This window comes from Oceanithermus profundus DSM 14977 (assembly GCF_000183745.1).
GTDB classification, from domain to species: domain Bacteria; phylum Deinococcota; class Deinococci; order Deinococcales; family Marinithermaceae; genus Oceanithermus; species Oceanithermus profundus.
Genome location: NC_014761.1, coordinates 911,857 through 932,076, shown reverse-complemented (window position 1 = coordinate 932,076; position 20,220 = coordinate 911,857). Strand labels below are relative to the sequence as shown.

The 20,220-nt window shown below is 69.7% G+C and carries 19 protein-coding genes and 1 tRNA gene; 15 read left to right on the top strand and 5 right to left on the bottom strand.

Annotation, left to right across the window (positions count from 1 at the left end):
• Positions 1–6 precede the first annotated feature (6 nt).
• Positions 7–1,722 carry an ATP-dependent DNA ligase gene (locus tag OCEPR_RS04600; protein ID WP_013457542.1) on the bottom strand — a complete coding sequence of 572 codons (1,716 nt, stop codon included), beginning with the start codon at positions 1,720–1,722 and terminating at the stop codon, positions 7–9.
• Positions 1,723–1,773: 51 nt separating this feature from the next.
• On the opposite strand from OCEPR_RS04600, the gene tsaB reads away from it, so the two are divergent.
• The 9 genes from tsaB to OCEPR_RS04555 all read left to right on the top strand — a co-directional run bounded on the left by tsaB (position 1,774) and on the right by OCEPR_RS04555 (position 11,016).
• Positions 1,774–2,304: a tRNA (adenosine(37)-N6)-threonylcarbamoyltransferase complex dimerization subunit type 1 TsaB gene (gene tsaB, locus OCEPR_RS04595; protein ID WP_013457541.1), complete on the top strand. Its 531-nt coding sequence runs from the start codon at positions 1,774–1,776 to the stop codon at positions 2,302–2,304.
• Between the two features lie 56 nt (positions 2,305–2,360).
• Positions 2,361–3,878 (top strand): hypothetical protein, encoded by a 1,518-nt coding sequence (locus OCEPR_RS12800; protein WP_013457540.1) that lies wholly within the window; start codon positions 2,361–2,363, stop codon positions 3,876–3,878.
• Complete coding sequence (locus tag OCEPR_RS04585) at positions 3,872–5,332, top strand: vWA domain-containing protein (RefSeq protein ID WP_013457539.1); 1,461 nt, start codon at positions 3,872–3,874, stop codon at positions 5,330–5,332. The genes OCEPR_RS12800 and OCEPR_RS04585 overlap by 7 nt, the downstream gene beginning before the upstream one ends.
• Before the next feature lie 4 nt (positions 5,333–5,336).
• Positions 5,337–5,792 (top strand): DUF1999 domain-containing protein, encoded by a 456-nt coding sequence (locus OCEPR_RS04580; RefSeq protein ID WP_013457538.1) that lies wholly within the window; start codon positions 5,337–5,339, stop codon positions 5,790–5,792.
• A 20-nt stretch (positions 5,793–5,812) separates the two neighbouring features.
• Positions 5,813–6,025 (top strand): heavy-metal-associated domain-containing protein, encoded by a 213-nt coding sequence (locus tag OCEPR_RS04575; protein ID WP_013457537.1) that lies wholly within the window; start codon positions 5,813–5,815, stop codon positions 6,023–6,025.
• 97 nt (positions 6,026–6,122) lie between these two features.
• Entirely contained in the window at positions 6,123–8,828 is a 2,706-nt protein-coding gene (acnA, locus tag OCEPR_RS04570; protein ID WP_013457536.1) for an aconitate hydratase AcnA, read from the top strand.
• A 61-nt stretch (positions 8,829–8,889) separates the two neighbouring features.
• The gene (gene guaD, locus OCEPR_RS04565) at positions 8,890–10,191 is read left to right on the top strand and encodes a guanine deaminase (protein ID WP_245544471.1); all 1,302 of its coding nucleotides are present in this window, start codon (positions 8,890–8,892) and stop codon (positions 10,189–10,191) included.
• A complete protein-coding gene (locus OCEPR_RS04560) occupies positions 10,188–10,511 on the top strand; it encodes a DUF503 domain-containing protein (protein ID WP_013457534.1) in 324 nt (107 codons plus the stop codon). The genes guaD and OCEPR_RS04560 overlap by 4 nt, the downstream gene beginning before the upstream one ends.
• A gap of 10 nt (positions 10,512–10,521) precedes the next feature.
• A complete protein-coding gene (locus OCEPR_RS04555) occupies positions 10,522–11,016 on the top strand; it encodes a flavin reductase family protein (protein ID WP_013457533.1) in 495 nt (164 codons plus the stop codon).
• 55 nt (positions 11,017–11,071) lie between these two features.
• Here OCEPR_RS04555 and OCEPR_RS04550 read toward each other — a convergent pair whose 3' ends face one another.
• Positions 11,072–12,265, bottom strand: a complete 1,194-nt coding sequence (locus OCEPR_RS04550; RefSeq protein ID WP_013457532.1) for a thiolase family protein — start codon at positions 12,263–12,265, stop codon at positions 11,072–11,074.
• Positions 12,266–12,339: 74 nt separating this feature from the next.
• Between OCEPR_RS04550 and OCEPR_RS04545 the strand changes: the two genes are divergently transcribed.
• Together OCEPR_RS04545 and OCEPR_RS04540 are read left to right on the top strand one after the other, a co-directional pair.
• Positions 12,340–14,796, top strand: coding sequence for an HD domain-containing phosphohydrolase (locus OCEPR_RS04545; RefSeq protein WP_083804250.1), 2,457 nt, complete (start codon positions 12,340–12,342; stop codon positions 14,794–14,796).
• Between the two features lie 78 nt (positions 14,797–14,874).
• Positions 14,875–15,591 carry a metallophosphoesterase gene (locus tag OCEPR_RS04540; RefSeq protein ID WP_013457530.1) on the top strand — a complete coding sequence of 239 codons (717 nt, stop codon included), beginning with the start codon at positions 14,875–14,877 and terminating at the stop codon, positions 15,589–15,591.
• On the opposite strand, the gene OCEPR_RS04535 is transcribed toward OCEPR_RS04540, so the two are convergent.
• The 3 genes from OCEPR_RS04535 to OCEPR_RS04525 form a co-directional block, all read right to left on the bottom strand.
• Positions 15,588–16,271, bottom strand: a complete 684-nt coding sequence (locus OCEPR_RS04535) for a hypothetical protein (RefSeq protein ID WP_013457529.1) — start codon at positions 16,269–16,271, stop codon at positions 15,588–15,590. The two genes, OCEPR_RS04540 and OCEPR_RS04535, sit on opposite strands and share 4 nt — an antisense overlap.
• Before the next feature lie 2 nt (positions 16,272–16,273).
• Positions 16,274–17,269, bottom strand: coding sequence for a tryptophan--tRNA ligase (gene trpS / locus OCEPR_RS04530; protein ID WP_041554020.1), 996 nt, complete (start codon positions 17,267–17,269; stop codon positions 16,274–16,276).
• A 68-nt stretch (positions 17,270–17,337) separates the two neighbouring features.
• Positions 17,338–17,424 (bottom strand) — tRNA-Leu (locus tag OCEPR_RS04525).
• 646 nt (positions 17,425–18,070) lie between these two features.
• Here OCEPR_RS04525 and rpmH point away from each other — a divergent pair.
• The 4 genes from rpmH to OCEPR_RS04505 are packed head-to-tail and all read left to right on the top strand — an operon-like array spanning position 18,071 to position 20,218.
• Positions 18,071–18,205 carry a 50S ribosomal protein L34 gene (rpmH, locus tag OCEPR_RS04520; protein ID WP_013457527.1) on the top strand — a complete coding sequence of 45 codons (135 nt, stop codon included), beginning with the start codon at positions 18,071–18,073 and terminating at the stop codon, positions 18,203–18,205.
• A complete protein-coding gene (gene rnpA, locus OCEPR_RS04515) occupies positions 18,202–18,555 on the top strand; it encodes a ribonuclease P protein component (RefSeq protein ID WP_013457526.1) in 354 nt (117 codons plus the stop codon). The genes rpmH and rnpA overlap by 4 nt, the downstream gene beginning before the upstream one ends.
• Before the next feature lie 11 nt (positions 18,556–18,566).
• Complete coding sequence (gene yidD, locus OCEPR_RS04510) at positions 18,567–18,836, top strand: membrane protein insertion efficiency factor YidD (protein ID WP_013457525.1); 270 nt, start codon at positions 18,567–18,569, stop codon at positions 18,834–18,836.
• Positions 18,833–20,218, top strand: a complete 1,386-nt coding sequence (locus OCEPR_RS04505) for a YidC/Oxa1 family membrane protein insertase (RefSeq protein ID WP_013457524.1) — start codon at positions 18,833–18,835, stop codon at positions 20,216–20,218. The genes yidD and OCEPR_RS04505 overlap by 4 nt, the downstream gene beginning before the upstream one ends.
• Positions 20,219–20,220: the final 2 nt, after the last annotated feature.

Here is a 20,220-nt window from a genome sequence, read left to right as displayed (position 1 = left end):
ACCGCACTAAGCCCACTGGTTCTTGTACATCTCCACCACTTCCTTCGTGGTGGTCGCCTCCTCGGGACTCTTGTCGTCGCGGTAACGGACGAAGCGGGGGAACCGCAGGGCCAGGCCGCGGCCTTCCTGGACCGCACCGAAGGCGCAGGTGTGGTTGGGGCTGAGCGTGATCTCCTGGGCCTCGACCTCGATGACCTGGACGGGCTCGAACCAGACGTCGGGCTCGAGCAGCGACCAGACGCGCGGGTGCCGCTCCCCGCGGCGGTAGGGGTCGAGCCGCCGGGGCAGCACCTCGTTCAGGTCCTCGTCGCTGAACCCCGAACCCACCTTGGTGAGGGTCTCGAAGCGGTCTTCATCGGGGTTGTAGGCCGCGGCCAGCAGCGAGCCGTAGGTGCCGGCGCGCCGCCCCCGCCCCAACCAGGCGCCGACGATGACCAGGTCGAGGGTGTCGGAGAGCTTGCCGGCGATGCCGCGCTTGTACTTGACCCACTTGAAGCCGCGCTTGCCGGCTTCGTAGTCGCCGTCGGGCTTCTTGCAGACCAGCCCCTCGCAACCGGCCTCGATGGAGGCGTCGAAGAACTGGACCAGCTCCTCGGTCGTCTCGACGAAGCGCTTGGTGGAAAGCTCGAGCCGCTCGTGGGGGCGGAACCAGCGCTCGAGCCGCTCGCGCCGTTCGCTGTAGGGGCGCTCGATCAAGACCTCGCCGTCCGCGTAGAGCAGCTCGAAGACGAAGCCCTTGATGGGGTACTTCTCCAGAAGCTCGGGCGTCAGGTGCTTAACCTTGCGGTTGAGCACGTTCTGGAATGGGCGCATCTCGCCGGTCACCGGGTCGGTGACCACCGCCTCGGCCTCGAGGATGAAGGGTCCGTGCTGCACCTCGCGCAGCGCCTCCAGCAGGTCGGGGTACTGGTGGGTAATGTTCTCGAGCCGGCGCGAGTAGACCCAGAAGCGCTCGCCGTCGAAGTGCACCTGCACCCGCTCGCCGTCGTACTTGTGCTCGGCGAAGTGGGGGCCCAGCTTCTCCATGATCTGCTCGGGGCCCGGCAGCCGTTCGGCCAGCATCATCCGCACCGGCTTGCCCACCTCGAGCTTCACCTGCCGCAATGCCTCTTCACCCTCCAGGGCCAGCCGCGCCACGTAGGCCAGGTCGGAGGTCAGGTTGTAGGCCCGCTCCAAGAGCGGCTTCTTGGCGCGGTCGCCCAGGAAGGCCAGCGCCAGGGCCTCCAGCACCGTGGCGTCGCCCACCCCCAGGCGCAGCCGCCCGGTCACGGTGCGCAGGATCACCGCCGCCTCCTCGGGGCTGGCCTCGGCGACGAGGCGCGACAGGCGCTCGCGCTTGCGCGCCTGGGAACCGGGACCGGCGTCCTCGGCGATGGCGCGCAGCTCGCCGTAGACGTGCCGCAAGGACAAACCTCCGGCCCTGCGGGGCAGCACCTCGAGCGCATAGGCGCCGATGTCGCCCTTCTCCTTGACGGCCTGGACGGTCTCCGCTTCGTCCCGCCCCAGCGCCAGCGCCAACGCCTTGGCCGCCTCCTTCTCAGCCACGCCGAACTCGAGCCCCTCGAATTCGGGGGCCACCCGACCTTGAAGGAGCAGCACCGCAAGCGGCACCTCCTCGGGCGGAAGCTCGCGGAAGGCTTCGGCCAGCATCTTCACCATGGCGATCCGCGAGCTCGCCCGTTCCACCTCGAGCAGCGTCGCGACGAACCGCTGGAAGGTCATCTTGCGCCTCCTTACCCTCAGTCTAGCGCGGGGGTACTAAACTGAAGTCCTGTGAACGTCCTGGCCATCGACACCGCCACCCCTTACCTGGTCCTCGGCACCCTCGACGCCGAACGCACGCTGCGGCGCGGCCGCCGCCACGCCGAGACGCTGATCGCCGACCTGGAGGCGTTCCTCTCCGGGATCGGGCTCGAGCCGGCGCGGCTCGACCTGATCGTGGTCGGCGAGGGGCCGGGTTCCTACACCGGCATCCGCGTCGCCGTCGCGACGGCGATGGGCCTGGCGCGCGGTCTGGACGTGCCGGTCGTGGGCGCGTCCTCCCTCGCCGCCGCCGCGGCGCGCGCGCGCGGCCGGGTGCGAGCGGCCTTCGAAGCCCGCAACCGCCAGGTTTACACCGCCGCGTACCGCGTCGAGGACCTTCCCGCGGAGCAGGAACCGCCGGCCAGGCTCGCGGCCGGGGCACTGCCCCGAGGCGACGCCTGCCTGCTCTGGAACGCGCCGCCCTCGGGGCGCGCGCTCGCCCGGCTGGGGCTCGCCCGCTGGAACCGCGGGGACGCGCGCCTCGTGCCCGTCTACCTTTGAGACGAAAACTATGCTGCGGTACGTTTTCTAATCCAGGGAGCTGGTAACCTAGGGCCATGCTGTATAAGAAACCCTACCTTTTCCTATTGGCGCTCGTCTTCGCCCTGCTGCCCGCGACCGCGCAGAGCCTGCCGGCGCTCACGCCCCCCGGCGCGACGGCCGGCTTCTATACCCGCAACCTCGCCATCAAGAAGGCGTTCTTCATCGACTTTCAAACCGAGTGGAACCGCCTCGGCTTCTTCGATTCGATCAAGGACCTGGCCGCCCAGGACGGCGAGGTGAACGCCGACGACCTGCAGCTCCTCAGCGAGATCCTCAACGTCGACCTGGTGGGTCGCGAGGGCCTCCTCGTCGTCTACCCCAGCGGCGACTTCTTCGCCCTGGCGCGCCCCTCGGCCAACCGGGTGGACACCCTGATCGCGCTGCTCAACAAGTCGATGGAAAACCCCGAAACCCGAAACGGCTGGAAGCTGGACCGCACCGAAGAAGGCGGCACCGCGGTCTATGCGGGCCACAACGGCGAGCTGATCCTGATCGGCTCCGAAGGCGCGGTGGAGCGCTTCCTGGCCGGTGAGCGCGGCCTGAAGCTCCCGGTGGAGGGCGACCTCGCCTTCTGGGTCGACGCCGAACCGCTCTGGCCCTTGCTCGAAACCCCGGATCTGGGTCTGCCGCCGCAGGTGATCCGCACCCTCAAGACCTTCGGCGGCTTCTCCTGGTCCCTGGAGATCCAGGACGGCGGGGTCTTCACGCGCTCGCGGCTTCCCCTCAACCCCGACCAGGACGCGGAACTGGCCCGCATTCTGATGCCCGCCGACCCGGCCTGGGCGCTCGACGAGCTGCCGCGCGGGGTCGGGGCCAGCAGCTTCGTGCTCGACCTGGCGGCGCTGGGCGACTACCTCACCGGCTACGCTCAGCAGTTCGGTCAGGACCTTCAGCTCGACTTCTCCGCCTTCGGCAACCACCTCGCCATGGTCGACGCCGGAAGCACCGATCCTCAGGAAATGCTGCAGAACCCGATGGGGAACCTGCTGATCGTCCTCGAAACCAGGGACACCCTCACCGCCGAGGTGACGCTCCTGAGCTGGATTCAGATGCTCGCGGGCTTCTCGACGCCCGAGGGCACCGGCGGCTTCACGGTCGAGGCCCTGGAGATCGCGGGGATGCCGGCCAAGAAGATCGGCGTGGGCATGTTGGGAACGCTCTACCTGGTCACCGGCGAGGACCGCCTCTACCTGGCCACCTCCGAACGCGCCGCGCGCCTGCTCGAAAGCCCGGATCGGATCGCCGACGACGCCGCTTACCGCCAGCTCGCCGAAACCTACCTGCCCGACGACTTCCACGGCGTGAGCTACACCAACAACCGCCGGTCGCTCGAGCAGATGGCGCAGATGCTGCCGATGATGATGATGCAGACGATCGACGACCCCGAAGCTCAGGCGCTGGTCTTCGAGCTCACGGACAAGTACGCGCAGTTCCTCAACTTCCTGGCGGAGCGGATCGGCTCGAGCATCAGCTACCAGCAGGTGCAGGACAACGACCTGGTCGGGTTCGGCTTCACGGAGGTGGCTTGGTAGGCTTCGGCCACCCCTACCTGCTGATCCTCCTGCCCCTGGTCCTGGGCTGGATCTACTGGACCTACGCCCGCCGCCGGCCCTTCGTGGTTCCGGCGGCGGGGGTCTGGCTGCTGCAGCGCGCATCGGCGCAGGGGCGGGCGCGGCGCCGGCTGGACCTGCGGCTCGTGTTGCTGCTCCTGGCGGGAGCGGCGATGCTGCTCGCCCTGGCCGCGCCGACGTGGCGTACGGGAAAACCGGAACGGCTCGTCGTCGTCCTCGACGCCAGCGCTTCGATGACCGCCACCGGTGTGGACGAGCGTACGCGTTTCGACCGCGCCCGCCAGCGCGCCGCCGTCTGGCTCGAGGGCGCATCCAAGGCGGTGCTGGTGCGCGCCGGACGGCAGCCGCAAGGCTTCGGTCCCGCCCGCGGGGACGGGCTGCTGGCTGCGCTGGAGACGCTGCGCGCGGGCGACGCCGGGGCCGACCTGGGGCGGGCGGTGGCGCTGGGGCGCGGCCTGCTGCCGGGCGCCGCGGTGCTGGTGATCGGCGACACGCCGCCCCCCGCGGAGCTGCGCGCCGCCTTCCTGGACGTGGCCGCAAACGAGCCCAACGCGGGCCTGACCGCGCTGGGGGCGCGCTTCGCCGCGGTCTACAACGCCGGACCCGGCACCTGGAACGGCCGCCTCAGCAGCTCCGGGCGCAGCTGGGAGCTGCACCTGCCGCCGGGGCGGTTCGCGGCCCTCGACCTCGAGACCACGGAGCCGCGACGAAGCGCCGTGCTGCGCCCCGACGACGCGATGGGGCTGGACCAGAAGGCCTACCTGCTCGAGCGCCCTCCCCGGGTCCGCCTGCAGGTCGATGCGCCCAGCGTGGCGCGCGCACTGGCCGCCCTGGGCGCACGGCGGGCCGGCGTCGCCGACGCCGAGGCCGAGGTGCGGCCGGGGCCGCCCCCGGAAAACCCCGCGCAACGGCCCACCCTCTACCTGGCCTCCGCCGATGCGGCCGCGCCCGACGTCGTCTACGACGTCGACCCCACGCACCCCTTCACGCGCGGGGTCGAGCTGGTGGGCTACCACCTGCCCGCACCCCCGCCGCCTCCGGGCGGCGGCTGGCGCATCCTGGCCACGCGCTCCGACGGGCTGGGGGTGGTCTACGCCCGCGGCGGCGAGCTCTACCTTCCGCGCCCCGAGGCGTTGCGCGACCTGCCCGCCTTCGTCGTGCTGCTGTACAACTGGCTCGAGCCCGTCGGCGCCTCCTACCGACCCCTGGGGTGGAACGGCGTCCTGGAACCGGGGATCCGGGACGGTTTCGCCGTCAACCTCCTCGACTACGCGGAGACCCGGCTGCCGCGTCCCTCGGGGGACCGGCTGGCCCCGGTCGACCGGCGGCGCCCCGTCGCCGCCTGGCTGGCGCTGCTGGCGGCGCTGCTGCTGGTTCTGCAGGCACCGCGGCGAAGGCCAGAGGCGGTAGGCTAGGGGCATGCACTTCCGCTTCCTCGAAGAACCCGACTTCGCCGAGCTGCAGGCGCTGGAGCGCCGCATCTTCCCGGGCCGCCCCGAGGCCTTCTACCGAACCGCCCCTGCGGCGCTGCGCTACTACGCGCGCAGCGGGCACAGCTTCGCGGCCGTCGATGGGGAACGCCTCCTGGGCTTCGTGCTCGCCCAGGCGGTCTGGCAGGGCGACCGCGCCACCGTGCTGGTCACCCGCATCGCCGCCGAAAGCGCCGAGGTCTACGCCGGCCTCCTGCGGGCGCTGATCAAGTCGGCCTACGACGCGAACGCCTACGAGGTGGCCCTCCTGGCCGAGCCCGGCGACCGCCCCGAGCTCGACCGCGCGCTCGCGGACGCGCAGCTCGCCGACAGCGGCCGCCGCCTGCATACCCGGGTGCTGGGCGGCCGCGGAGCCCGGGGGGAGACCGGGGGCGTCCTGGAGTAGGCTTCGCGTAGAATGAACCTATGATGAACCGGATCATGCTGGGCATTCAAGGGGTGCAGAGCGACGACCAGATGGAGAAGGTGGTGGCCGCGCTTGCGCGCCAGAAGGGCGTGCTCAAGACCGAGGTGCAGCAGCTGGGCCAGGTCACGGTCGAGTACGACCCCCACCGCCTCACCGTCATGGACCTGATCCGCGCCGTGCGCGAAGAGGGCTTCCTGGCCGGCATGCTATAGTAAGGGTTGCTGAGCGGGGCGCACCCGGTTCGGTACAACACCACCCCACAAACGAACCACCCGAAGACCGCGTGTTGCACGCGGGAAAGGAGCGCACATGGCGTACAAGGACCTGTTCGGAACGAAAAAGACTCTGGACACCGCAGCGGGCAAGGTGCAGTACTTCGACTTCACCGAGCTGGAGAAGCAGGGGCTCGGAGCGATCAGCAAGCTGCCCTTCTCGATCAAGATCCTGCTCGAAAGCGTACTGCGCAACGCCGGAACCTACGGCGTAAGCGAGGAGGACGTGAAGAACCTGGCGGCCTGGAAACCCGAGCCGGGCGAGATCACCGTGCCGCTGAAGCTGGCGCGGGTCGTGTTGCAAGACTTCACCGGCGTGCCCGCGGTGGTCGACCTGGCCGCGATGCGCAGCGCCATGGAGCGCTTCGGCAAGGATCCAGCCAAGATCAACCCCCAGGTTCGCTCCGACCTGATCATCGACCACTCGGTGCAGATCGATTTCTTCGGCACCTCCTACGCGCTCGCGGCCAACGTGGACAAGGAGTACGAGCGCAACACCGAACGCTACACCCTGCTCAAGTGGGGGCAGACCTCGCTCGACGGCTTCCACGTGGTGCCGCCGGGGCAGGGCATCATCCACCAGGTCAACCTCGAGTACCTGGGGCAGGTGGTCATGCGCCAGCAGGCGGGCGGCGAAACCTACGCCTTCCCCGACAGCCTGGTGGGCACCGACAGCCACACGGTGATGATCAACGGCCTCGGCATCCTCGGCTGGGGCGTCGGCGGCATCGAGGCCGAGGCGGTGATGCTGGGCCAGCCCTACTACATGCTCGCCCCCAAGGTGGTCGGCTTCAAGCTGACCGGTGAGCTGCCCGAGGGCGCCACGGCCACCGACCTGGTCCTCACGATCACCGAAAAGCTGCGCAAGCACGGCGTGGTGGGCAAGTTCGTCGAGTTCTACGGTCCCGGCGTGGGCAAGCTCAGCCTCGCCGACCGCGCCACCATCGCCAACATGGCGCCCGAATACGGCGCCACCATGGGCTTCTTCCCGGTGGACGAGGAGACCCTGACCTACCTGCGCCTCACCGGCCGCCCCGCGGACCTGGTGGACCTGGTGGAACGCTACACCCGCGCCGTGGGCCTCTTCCGCGAGGACGGGGTCGAACCCGAGTTCTCCGAGTACGTGGAACTCGACATGAGCACCGTCGAGCCCAGCCTCGCCGGCCCCAAGCGGCCCCAGGACCGCATTCCCCTGGGGCGGATGAAGACGCAGTTCGCCGAGGACCTGACCAAACCCGCTACCGAGCGCGGTTTCGGCCTCGAAGCGGACGAGCTCGACCGCAAGGTGGAGGTGAAGCGCGAGGACGAGGAGTTCGAGGTGGGGCACGGCTCGGTCGTCATCGCCTCGATCACTAGCTGCACCAACACCTCCAACCCCTCGGTGCTCATCGGCGCCGGCCTGCTCGCCAAGAAGGCCGTCGAGGCGGGGCTTTCCGTCGAGCCTTGGGTCAAGACCAGCCTGGCCCCGGGCAGCCGCGTGGTAACCGACTACCTCGAGGCTTCGGGGCTGATGCCCTTCCTGGAAGCGCTGCGCTTCCACGTGGTGGGCTACGGCTGCACCACCTGCATCGGCAACTCGGGCCCGTTGCCGCCCGACATCGCCGAGGCCATCGAGAAGGGCGACCTGGTGGCGGCGAGCGTCCTCTCGGGCAACCGCAACTTCGAGGGCCGGGTCAACCCCCACGTCAAGGCCAACTACCTGGCGAGCCCCATGCTGGTCGTCGCCTTCGCGCTCGCGGGCCGGGTCGACATCGACCTGAACAACGAACCCCTGGGCCACGACCCCAACGGCCGGCCCGTCTTCCTGCGCGACATCTGGCCCAGCCAGGAGGAGATCCAAAAGACCATTCGCGAGACCCTGGACCCCGAGATGTTCACCCGCGAGTACGCCGGCGTCTTCGAGGGCGACGAGCGCTGGCAGGCCCTGCCCGCGCCGGTCGGGAAGATCTACGCCTGGGATCCCGACTCCACCTACATCCAGGAGCCGCCCTTCTTCCAGGACATGCCGCTCGAGCCCGAGCCGCCGCGCGACATCAAGGGCGCCCGGGTGCTGCTCAAGCTGGGCGACAGCGTGACCACCGACCACATCTCCCCCGCCGGCGCCATCCCCGTGGACTCGCCCGCAGGCCGCTATCTGATCGAGCACGGCGTCGAGCCCAAGGACTTCAACTCCTACGGCTCCCGCCGCGGCAACCACGAGGTGATGATGCGCGGCACCTTCGCCAACATCCGCATCAAGAACCTGATGCTCGACGGCGTCGAGGGCGGCTACACCGTCAAGCTGCCCGAAGGCGAGCGGATGTTCGTCTTCGACGCGGCGATGAAGTACAAGGAAGAGGGCACCCCCCTGATCGTCCTCGGGGGCAAGGAGTACGGCACCGGCTCCAGCCGCGACTGGGCGGCCAAGGGCCCGGCGCTCCTGGGCGTGAAGGCCGTCATCGCCGAGAGCTTCGAGCGCATCCACCGCTCCAACCTGGTGGGGATGGGCGTGCTGCCGCTCGAGTTCACGGACGGCCAGAACGCGGACCGCCTGGGCCTGACCGGCTACGAGACCTACGACATCCTCGGCCTCGAGGAAGGGCTCGAACCCCACAAGATCCTGACCGTGCGCGCCACCCGCGAGGACGGCTCCACCGTCGAGTTCCAGGCCAAGGCCCGCCTGGACAGCGAGGTGGACGTGGACTACTACACCAACGGCGGCATCCTGCAGACGGTGCTGCGCAAGCTGGTGGCCGAGGGCTGACCCGCCCCCGGCCCGCCCGGCGGCCCTCGGGCCGCCGGCTTTCTTTTGTAAGCTGGGGAACGTGATCCTGCGCGCGTCCATGCTGCACGCGGTCGGCGAGGGGCCGCTCGCGGCCCGGCTCGAGGCCCTCGACGACGGCGGCCTCTACCTGGAAGGCGGCCGCATCGCCGACGCGGGCCCCTTCGCGGAGGTGCGCGCGCGCCACCCCGAGGCCCCCGTGCGGCGGCTCGAAGGGGGGCTGCTGCTGCCCGGCTTCGTGGACGCCCACGTCCACTACCCCCAGACCGGCGTCATCGGGGCGCTGGGGCTCGACCTACTCGACTGGCTCGAGCGGGTGACCCTGCCCGCCGAGGCGCGTTTCGCCGACGTCGCCCACGCCCGCCGCGAGGCGCGGACCTTCCTGCAGGCGCTCGTGCGCAGCGGCACCACCCGCGCCCTCGTCTTCGGCAGCCACTTCGCCCCGGCACAGGCCGCGCTCTTCGAGGAAGCGGCGGCGCTGGGCTTTCCGCTCACCAGCGGCCTCGCCACCGGCGACCGCAACCTGCGCGCCGAGCTGCACACCACTCCCGAGCGCGCCTACGAGGAAAACCGGGCGCTCATCGAACGCTTCCATGGAAAGAACGGCCTGCGTTACGCGGTGACGCCCCGCTTCGCCCTCGCCGCCGGCGAGGCGCTGTTGGAGGTGAGCGGGGCGCTGCTGCGGGAGCGGCCCGACCTGCACTTCCAGACCCACCTGAACGAGAACCCCCGCGAGATCGCGGCGGTGGCCCGGCTCTTCCCCGCGGCGCGCGACTACCTTGACGTCTACGACCGCTTCGGGCTGGTGGGGCCGCGGGCGGTCTTCGCCCACGACGTGCACCCGAACCCGCGCGAGCTCGAGCGCCTGGCCGCGGCCGCCGCTTGGGTGGCCCACTGCCCCAGCTCCAACGCCTTCCTGGGCTCGGGCCTCTTCCCCATGCGCGCCCACCTGGAGGCCGGCGTGCGCTTCGCCCTGGGCAGCGACGTGGGAGCCGGGACGCGCTTTTCGCTCCTCGGCGAGGCCATGGACGCCTACAAGACCCAGCGGCTGCGCGAGGACGGCGTGCACCTGCCGGCGGCGGCGCTCCTGTGGCTGGCCACCCGTGCGGGCGTGGCGGCGCTGGGGCAGGCGGACGAGGCCGGCGGCCTGGAAGCGGGCATGAGCGCCGACCTGGTCTGGTTGCGGCCGCCGCCGGGCTCGACGTTCGAAGCGGTGCTGGCCCACGCCGAGAGCGCCGAGCACGCCCTGGGCGCGGCCTTTGCCCTCGCCCGCGAGGACGCCGTGGCCGCGGTCTGGATCCGCGGGCGGCTCGTCTTCGCGCGCGGTATGCTGCAGGCGAAATGAAGACCTACGTCGGCGTCTTCACGGCGCGGCTCGAGACCCCCTGGGTCACGAGCCTGAAGGAGAAGCGCGCGGTCATCCGGCCGGTGATGGAGCGCATCAAGGCGCGCTTCCCGGTCTCGGCGGCGCGCGTCGCCGGTCTGGACGAACACGGCTGGGAACAGGTGGGCTTCAGCGTCGTCGGCGGGGACGCGGAGTGGGTGGACGGGGTGCTCGACGCCGTCGAGCGCTTCCTCTACGCCGCCGGCGAGTACCGCGTGGTCGTGCTCGCGCGCGAGGTCTTGGTGTTCGACGGCACCATGACCCCCGGCGCCGAACGGTAAGCTTGAAGGCATGGCGAATCTGGATCCCGAACTGCGCAAACGGGTGCTCCGCAAGGTTCTCAACGGCGTCTTCGTGATGACGACGCGCCAGGACGAGCGCTACAGCGCCGCGCTGGTGACCTTCGTGACCCAGGTCTCGATCGAACCCCCGCTCTACGCGGTGGGGGTGCGCAAGGACTCGGGGCTGTACGAGATCCTGCAGCTAAGCGGCCGCGCCGTCCTGCATCCGCTGGCGAAGAGCCAGCAGGACCTGGCTCCGGCGTTCTTCAAGGCCACCCGGGTGGAGGACGGTCGGCTCAACGGCCTGCCCTTCCGGATCGAGGACGGCCTGCCGGTGCTGGAGCCGCTGCCCTGGTACTTCGTCCTCGAGACCGAGGGCTGGCACCCCGGCGGCGACCACGCGGTCTGGATCGCCCGGGTCACGGGCGTGGGCGCGAACGACGTACCCGAGGCCGAAGAAGAGCCGCTGTGCATGCGCGACACCCCCTGGAGCTACGGCGGCTGAACGGCGGCGCGGGCCCCGATCGGGGCCCGCGCTTTGCTTGGCGAAAACCCAACCCCTAGACCAGCTCGACGGCCACCGCGGTGGCCCCGCCGGTGCCGTGGCAGAGGGCGGCGAGGCCGCGCCGACCGCCCTTGGCCTTCAGCGCGGTGATCAAGGTGCCGACGATGCGCGCGCCGCTCGCGCCGATGGGGTGGCCCAGGGCGATGGCGCCCCCCAACACGTTCATTTTCTCGTAGGGAAGGCCGAGCATGCGGTGGAAGAGGACGCTGTTGACCGCGAAGGCCTCGTTGTTCTCGATCAGGTCGAAGTCGTCCAGGCTCATGCCCAGCTTGTCCAGCAGCTTCTTCACCGCCGGGACCGGCGCTTCGGGGAAGCGCCAGGTGGGGCCGGCCGCCCAGCTACCGCCGAGGATGCGGGCTACGGGTTTCAGCCCGTGCTTTTCGACCGCGTCGGCGCTGGCGACGAGCAGGGCCGCCGCGCCGTCGGAGATCTGGCTGGAGTTGCCGGCGGTGAGGACGCCGTCCTTGGCGAAGGCAGGGCGCAGGGCCGCGAGCGAGTCGAGGGTCGTCTCCGGGCGAATGCCCTCGTCGGCCTCGAGGGTGAGCGTGCCCTTTCGGGTCTTGAGCTCGAAGGGGGCGATCTCCTGCTTGAAGACGCCCGCCTCGGTGGCCTCGGCCGCGCGCTTGTGCGACTGGTAGGCCACCTCGTCGAGCTCGCCGCGGGTGATCCCGTGCTCGGCGATGAGGCGCTCGGTCTCCTCGCCCATGGCCTCGCCGGTCACCGGATCGGTGAGCCCGTCGTAGAGGAGCAGGTCCTTGACCTCCTCGGGGTGGCCGAGCAGGAACTTGTACCCCCAGCGGGCCCGCGCCGAAAGCGCGAAGGCCGCCTGCGACATCGACTCCATCCCGCCGGCGAGGACCAGGTCGGCCTCGCCCGCGCGGATCGCCATGGCCGCGTTCATCACCGCCATCATGCCGCTCGAGCAGACCATGTCCACCGCGTAACCGTCGACCTGCTCGGGAATGCCCGCGGCCAGGGCCGCCTGACGCGGCAGCAACTGGCCGTGTCCGGCACGCAGGACGTTGCCGAAGACGTAGAGGTCGAGGTCGGCCCCCGAAACCCCGGCGCGTTCGAGCGCCGCTTTCATGGCGTGGGCCCCCAGCTGCGTGGGGGGCGTGTCCTTGAACGCGCCGCCGAAGCGGCCGATCGGGGTCCGCGCCCAGGATGCGATGTACACGTCTTGACTCATGTGCACCTCCGAACCCCATCCTAAACCCGCCCACCCTCCCCTACGCACCCCTGTGGTAGCCTGTGGCCTAGGTCATGGAGCTTCCCCCTGATTTGCAACCGTTCCATTCCATGGTGGCCGCGCTGCATGATGCGGAGGAGGCTTTCGTCGTCCTCAAGATGCACGACGACGACTTCGAGCTCGTTCACGCGAACCGGGCCTTCGTCCAGCGCACCGGCTTCGAGCCCCGCTTCGACCGGCCGCTGCCGGGCGGACGGGTCTACGCCGACCCGGACCACCGCAGCGCCATCGTGGCGCGCCTGCGCTCGGGGAAACGCTGCCAGCTGCGGCTGCCCCTGACCCTGGAGGGGCGGCCGCGCACGGTCCACAGCGTCTTCTTTCCCCTGAAACCGCCCTACTACGCGGGCCTGTTGCGGGAGCTGGCCCCGGAGCAGCAGATGGTGCAGGTCTTCCGCTCGCTCGAGCGGGTCAAGGAGGCGCTGGACCGCACGCCCGCCGAGTTCTACGCCGCGGTGCTGACATCGGCGCTCGAGTCCGTCCCCGGCGCCGACGCCGGCAGCCTCTGGATCCTCCAGGGCGACCGCTTCGTTTGCACCGCCCAGGTGGGGCACACCCCGGAGCTGATCGACTTCTCCGTATCTTTCGAAACCGAGCTGCGCTGGTACGGTCAGGGCGAGGCCGCGATGCGCCAGGGCACGCCCCGGATCATTACCCGACGCACGATCGAGGCGATCAACAGCGAGACGGAGATCGCCTTGCTGAACAGCGAAAGGCCCCTGCAGGCCAACCTGCTCATCCCCATCGTGCGCGGGGGCGAGGTCTACGGCACCTTCAACCTCGACAGCGTCCGCAGCGAAAACGCTTTCACCATCGAGTCGATCGAGGCGGGCCGGCTCTTCGCCGAGGAAATCCTGGGCTTCCTGGAGACCGAACGCCGCGAACAACGGCTGCGCGGACGGCTGGCCCTGCTCGAGCGCATCGTCGAGATCAACCGCATCGCTCGCCGCGCCCGCAGCCAGGGCCAGCTCTACCTGGAGACCCTCACCGCGCTGCGGCGCTACATCGGCTCCAGCCACGTCACCGTCTTTCTGCTCGAAGAAGACGGCCAGGTGCTGCGCGTCGTCGCCTCCACCACGCCCGACCTGACCGCCGGCATGCGCATCCCCCGCGACCGCGGGGCGAGCTGGATCGCGGTCGAGGAGCGGCGCGCGGTGCACATCCCCGACATCTACAAGGACCCGCGCGTCTTCCACTTCGGCGAGCGCCGCCAGGGCCCGGTGGCCCTGCTCGCCGCGCCCCTGATCGACGGCTCGGGCGAGGTGGTGGGGGTGATCAGCGCCAACAGCCGTCCCCACCAGGGGTTCGGGGAGGGCGAGCTCGCCTTCTTCGAGGCCTCCGCCGAGGCCATCGGCATGGCGACGGAGCGGCTCAAGGCCCTGGGCGAGGCCACCCGCCGCGCCGAGGCCTACCGCAAGTTGATCGTGCTCTCCACCGAGATCGAGGTCCTCGAGAACCCCGCCGAGATCGCCGAGCGCGCCCTGCGCACCATCCTCGAGCTCACCCCCTTCGAGGCCGGGGTCTTCTACACCCTCAGGGACGGCGAGCGGCTCGAGCCCGACGTGCTGGTCGGCGACTACCCCTCCCGCTTCCCGCGCATCTACGAGGACCACGCCGTCCGCCTGGGCGAAGGGCTGGTGGGCAGCGCGATCGCCGGCCGCAAGGGCGGCGCCGTCCACGACTACCGCGACTACCCCGGCGCGCTCGAGCCCTTCGTCGAGATCGGCACCCGCAGCATCCTCGTCGAGCCCCTCTGGGTCAAGGGCGTGCCCTACGGCGGGCTCGCGGTCCTCACCTTCGGCCACCCCGCCGCGCCGCCCCCCGAAGCGCGCTACCTGGTGCAGTTGACCGCCCGGCGCATCGAACGCGCCTTCGAGCGCATCGGCCACCTGACCACGCTCAAGGAGGCGCGCGAGGCCATGTTTCGCGCCTTCGGCGTGGCGCTGGAGCGGCGCGACTACGAAACCCGGGGCCACACCGAGCGGGTGGCGCAGCTCTCGACCCGGCTGGCCCGGGCGTTGGGGCTTCGGGGCGGCGAGCTCGAGGCCGTCCGCTGGGGCGCCTACCTCCACGACATCGGCAAGCTGGCCATCCCCGACCGCATCCTGCTCAAGGAAGGGCCCCTAAGCGAGGACGAGTGGGCGCTGATGCGCGAGCACACCGAGATCGGGTTCCAGATGCTCGAGCCGATCCCCTTCCTCCCCGATTCCACACGCAACATCGTCCGCTACCACCACGAGCGCTGGGACGGCAGCGGCTACCCCCGGGGCCTCTCAGGCACCGAGATTCCCCTGGAGGCGCGCCTCTTCGCCGTGGTCGACGTCTTCGACGCGCTCGCCAACGACCGTCCTTACAAGAAGCGCTGGAGCCCCCGCGAGGTCGCGCGCGAGCTGCGCGAGCTTTCGGGCCGCCACCTGGATCCGGTCATCGTCGACCGTTTCCTACAGTTGCACCGTCCGCTCCGCCGCGGCTGACCCCTTGGCCTGGCCCCCGGGCGCGGATATAATTAAATTGACAAGAGACGACGCAGGATTGTTAAAGGGGGGATGAAAATGTCGGCCACGGCACGGAAGTTCACCCGCAAGGTCCTGGCGCTGGCCCGCCTCGAAGGCCAGCACGACTACCTCGAGCGCACGGTCAAACTGATCCCCGACCTGGACGTGGACGCCCTCGTCCTCGTGGGCGATCTCGCCGGCCCCGGGGCGAAGGCGGACGACTACCGCAAAGCCTTCAAGATCCTGGGGCAGGCCCCGGTGCCCAGCTTCTACGTACCCGGGCCGCGCGACGCCCCCGTGGAGGAGTACCTGCGCGAGGCCTACAACATCGAGATCGTCTTCCCCTACCTGCACGGAGTCCACGGCAGCTTTGCCTTCGCCCCGGGCCACGTGGTGATCGCGGGCATGGGCGGCGAGATCGTGGACCGCGACCAGGGGCGCGAGGAGGTGACCCGGCTCGCCTACCCCGCCTGGGAGGTCGAGTACCGCCTCAAGGTGCTGCGCGAGCTCAAGGACTACCAGAAGGTCTTCCTCTTTGCGCGCATGCCTGCCCACAAGGGGCTCCACGAAGCCGGCAGCGAAGAGCTGGCCGAGCTCGTCAAGACGCACAACCCGCGGCTGGTCGTCGCCTACGACCCCGGCTTCACGGGCAGCGTGCTCAAGCACGAATGGCTGGGCAAGAGCCTGGTCGTCGCCCCCGGGTCGCTGGCCGAGGGCGATTTCACCGTCGTCGACCTGCACGAGGCCAAGATCGAGACGGGCAACGTCCGCTAGGCCGAGCGCTCCTCGCGTTCGGGTTCGAGTTCGATCCAGAGGTCGGCGTAGGGCCGCTTCTGGACGAGGCGCACCCGGCCGCGCCGCACCGCCTCCAAGAGCGCGGCGAAGGTCACGGTGCGCTCGCTCCAGGCCTCGAGCCCGAGGTGCGAGAACCAGGCGCGCCCCGCCTTGGCCAGCCGCCGCTGCAGCCAGGCCCAGGCCTCGGCGACCCCGAACCGTTCGACCGCGGGCAGCAACGCCGCCGGACGCACGAAACGGCGGGCGTAGCGGTAGAGCGAGGCCACGGCGATGGGCGCGACGCGCCGGTCGCGCGGCAGCGGGGCCGCGGGAACGGGCCAGACGTAGCTGCGCGCCTGCGCCCGCTCCATCAGGAACCGCACGGCCTCGTCCAGCTCCACGAGGAGGCCGACGAGCGCCTCCCCGTCGCTTTCCGCCTCCTCGTCATCCGCCTCCGCCTCCACCCGCAGCAGGGCGCGCAGCTTTCGCTCCAGCAGCTCCGCCAGGAGCGGAAGCAGCGCGCCGCGCTCTTGCAGCTCCAACGCCGCCACCTGGGCGAGGGCCTGCTCGATCAGGTCGAGCAGCGGCAGGGCGCGCGGCGCCACCCGTCCCGACCGCAACGCCCGTTGCAGCTCCTCCGGCGTGCCGGCGAAGCCCTCGAAGCTCAGGTGGATGGCCATAGCTAGTAGGGTTTGTAGAGCCCGATCTTGACGCGCACCTCGTGCATCGTCTCCTGGGCGATGGCGCGCGCCCGCCGCGCGCCGTCCTCGAGCGCCGCCTCCACCACCTCGGGGTTCTGGCGCAGCTCGGCGGCCCGCTCCTGGATGGGGCCAAGCACCTCCATCATGCGGTCGAAGAGCAGCTTCTTGCAGTCCACGCAGCCGATGCCCGCGGTGCGGCAACCCTCGGCCACGGCCTCTTGCACCTCGGGCGGCGAGAAGTAGGTGTGGTACTTGAAGATCAGGCAGCGGCTCGGGTCGCCCGGGTCGTTGCGGCGCACCCGCGCCGGGTCGGTGGGGGCGGCGCGCAGCTTCTCCCAGATCGACTTGGGCTCTTCCAGCAGCTCGATGGTGTTCCCCACCGACTTGCTCATCTTCGCCGCGCCGTCGATGCCCGGCACCCGCGGCGCCTTGGGGTTGAGCAGCGCCTTCGGCTCGGGGAAGGTGTCGCCGAAGGCGTGGTTGAAGCGGCGGGCGATCTCGCGGGTGAGCTCGAGGTGCTGCAGCTGGTCCTCGCCCACGGGCACGGTGTCGGCCTTGTAGATCAGGATGTCCGCCGCCTGCAGCACCGGGTACATGAGCAGGCCCGCGGGCACCGACTTGAGCTTGGCCGACTTGTCCTTGTACTGGGTCATGCGCGTCAGGTCGCCCACCGGGGTCTGGGTGGTGAAGATCCACGAGAGTTCGGTGTGCTCGGGTACGTGCGACTGCACGAAGAGGGTGATCTTCTCGGGGTCGAGGCCCGCGGCCATGTTGGCCAGCGCCGCTTCGAAGGTGCGCTGCGGCAGCCGCTCGGGGTCGTAGGCGTCGGGGTTGGTGAGGGCGTGGTAGTCGACGATGCAGAAGAGGGCGTCCTTGCCCAGCCGCTCGCCGATCTCGACCCACTGCTTGATCGCGCCCAGGTAGTTGCCGATGTGGATGGCGCCGGTAGGTTGAATGCCCGAGAGCACGCGCTTCATGGCCCGCATTCTAACCCGCCCGCCGCGCGCCGCCCAACGAAACCGGCCCCGCCGGAGCGGGGCCCTTCTGGTGCCGGGAGGGGGACTTGAACCCCCACGCCCTCGCGGGCACATGACCCTGAATCATGCGCGTCTACCAATTCCGCCATCCCGGCGCACGCGCAAGAATCATGGTATCCGCCTCCCTCCGGACTGTCAAGGGAAACGGCGCGCCCGCCGCCGCAAACCGCAGCAAGCACCGCAAGCCCCCAATGCCGGTGCCGGGCGTGGGGTGCGTAGCAAGCAATCCAGGACGCTGGCGTTTAACACTGGAAGCAGCAAATCCAGAAGCTACCGACAGGCTTTCTCAAACCCCCGCCTTTCGCTCTTCCCGTATCCCCGGACGATCGCGGCGCACGGCCCGGGAGAATCCGGGTCCACGCCGAGGAAAGGCCGAGATTCGGCGGCCGCTCACGAAGCAACGAGGCGACAGAGGACGGGCGCCGGAGCCGCAAACCCAACCGCGGTGCAACGGCGCGGCATGGGCCCTGAATCAAGCTCAGGGCGGGCCCTTGCGAAAGCTGGGGTCCATGCCGAACGCAACGTCGAGATTTCATTGTGGTTGACCGCCCTACCACGGGCCTCGGGCCGCGGGCTGCAAGCCTTTTCCACGCGCCAAGAACCTTGCACTAATCGGTTCATCCGCGATCCCCCTTCTAGCCTTCGAGCAGCTGCCGCTCTTCCCGCCGGACCCTTCGTTGTGATATGCTGTTTCGGCCCCTGATGGGGGATCGGTCGTGAAACGAGAAGAGGAGGGCACCCATGAAGCGCACCTGGCAACCCAACCGTCGCAAACGCGCCAAGACCCACGGGTTCCGCGCCCGCATGGCCACGCCGGGCGGCCGCAAGGTCCTGGCTCGGCGCCGCCGCAAAGGCCGCAAACGGCTCACCGTATAACTTCGCTCAAGACCGATGCGGCCTTTCGCCGTCTGCGCAAGGGCCGCACGGGAAGGGCGCGCACGCTGAGCGTGCGCTGGCTGCCTACCCGGAGGGGAGAAGTCCGGGTGGGCATCGTCGTTTCCAAGAAGGTCGGCAACGCCGTGGTGCGCAACCGGGTGCGGCGGCGCCTGCGCGAGATCCTCAGGCGCATGCACCTGCCCTCGGCCGACCTGATGGTCGTCGCCCGCCCCGAAGCGGCCGAGGCCGACTTCCACGAGCTGGCGCGGGACCTGATGCGCGCCCTCGACAAGAGCGGACTGCTCCGCCACCGCCCCGCGAAGGGACGCGCGGCGGGGCGTAGCATGTAGAATCAAGCGTGATGTCACGGCTCCTCATCGGTCTCATTCGTATTTACCAACGCTGGATCTCCCCGTTCAAGCCCAGAACCTGCCGCTTCTACCCCACCTGCTCGCACTACGCCGCCGAAGCGCTCGAGACGCACGGCGTCCTCTACGGCAGCTACCTGGCCACCCGGAGGATCCTGCGCTGTCACCCGCTGCACCCCGGGGGGTACGACCCGGTGCCGCCCAAGAAACCCCGCCTGCGCCTGGACGTCGAGCTGTCCGCGCCCGCAACGGAGGAATCATGAAACGCCTGCTCCTGCTCTTCGTCGTCCTGCTTTCCCCCGCTTTCGCCCTGACCGCCGAGTGGCAGTCGCTCGACACGAACGGCGACGGCAAGCCCGAGCACCTCGCGATCACCAACCTCGCCGACATCGCCTTCAACGACCAGGGCCAGATCGTCGGCTGGTACGTCAAGCAGATCAAGGGCCAGAACTTCAAGGGCAACTACGCCAAGGCCCCGAACCTGGTCAAGCAGGGCCTGCCGCTCCCGGGCACCCTCGTCGGTTACGCCGCCACGGAGGGCGCGGCCGCCGGCTCCGGCTTCAACGGCGACAACGCCCGCTTCTTCGAGGACGCCGGCGAGCTGGTGGCCGAGTTCCGGGCGCCGGGCGCGGTGATGCGTTACCGGATCAACCCCCGCCTCTACTCCCTGAAGCTCGAGGTGGAGCTGGACCGGCCCACGACGCTGATCTGGACGGGGATCAACCGCACCGACAACCCCATCACCAAGCTGCTGCTCGCGGGCAGCGACCAGCCGGTGCCTTCGGGCTCGGGAACCGCGCTCTACGCCGCGGTGCAGACCAAGGCGAACAAGGGCTACGCCTTCGTGCTGCGCGGCAAGGACCCGCTGGAGACGCAGCTGGAGGTGGGCGGGGGCGGCGCGACGGTCCAGGTCGCCCTGCCCGCGGGCACCACCGAGCTGAGCGTCTACGGCGGCCTCAACGAGCTCGTGCGCCTCTACGTCGAGGGGTTCTACGAGCTGCCCGGCCTCTTCAAACCCAACATCTGGGGGCAGCTCTCGCTGGGCCTCCTCTACGTAATGGAGCTGGCCTACAAGTACACCACCAACTGGGGGCTGGCCATCCTGCTGCTCACCGTCTTCGTGCGCCTGCTGCTCTGGCCGTTGATGCACCAGCAGTTCAAGTCCATGGCGGAGATGAACAAGATCAAGCCGCTGATGGACGAGATCAACAAGAAGTACAAGGACGACCCCGAGAAGAAGAACGAGGCGCTGATGAACCTCTACCGGGAACACAAGATCAACCCGGCCGCGGGCTGCCTGCCCATGTTCATCCAGATGCCGATTCTCTTCATGATGTGGCGCGTCATCGCCAACTACGAGTTCGACCAGGGCTTCCTCTGGATTCCGGACCTCTCGCTGCCCGACCCCTTCTACGTCCTCCCGGCCCTCTACGTCCTGGTCATGCTCGCCCAGACGATGCTGATGTCGCACGGCAACAAGGACGCGATGCGCCAGGGCATCATGATGAACCTGATCTTCATCTTCCTGGTGCTCAAGTTCCCCGCCGGGGTGACCCTGTACTGGGTCTTCTCCACCCTGATCGGGCTCGTGCAACAATGGATGATCAACAAGCAGCTGGGGATCGCGACGGCTGCCAGGAGCTGAGC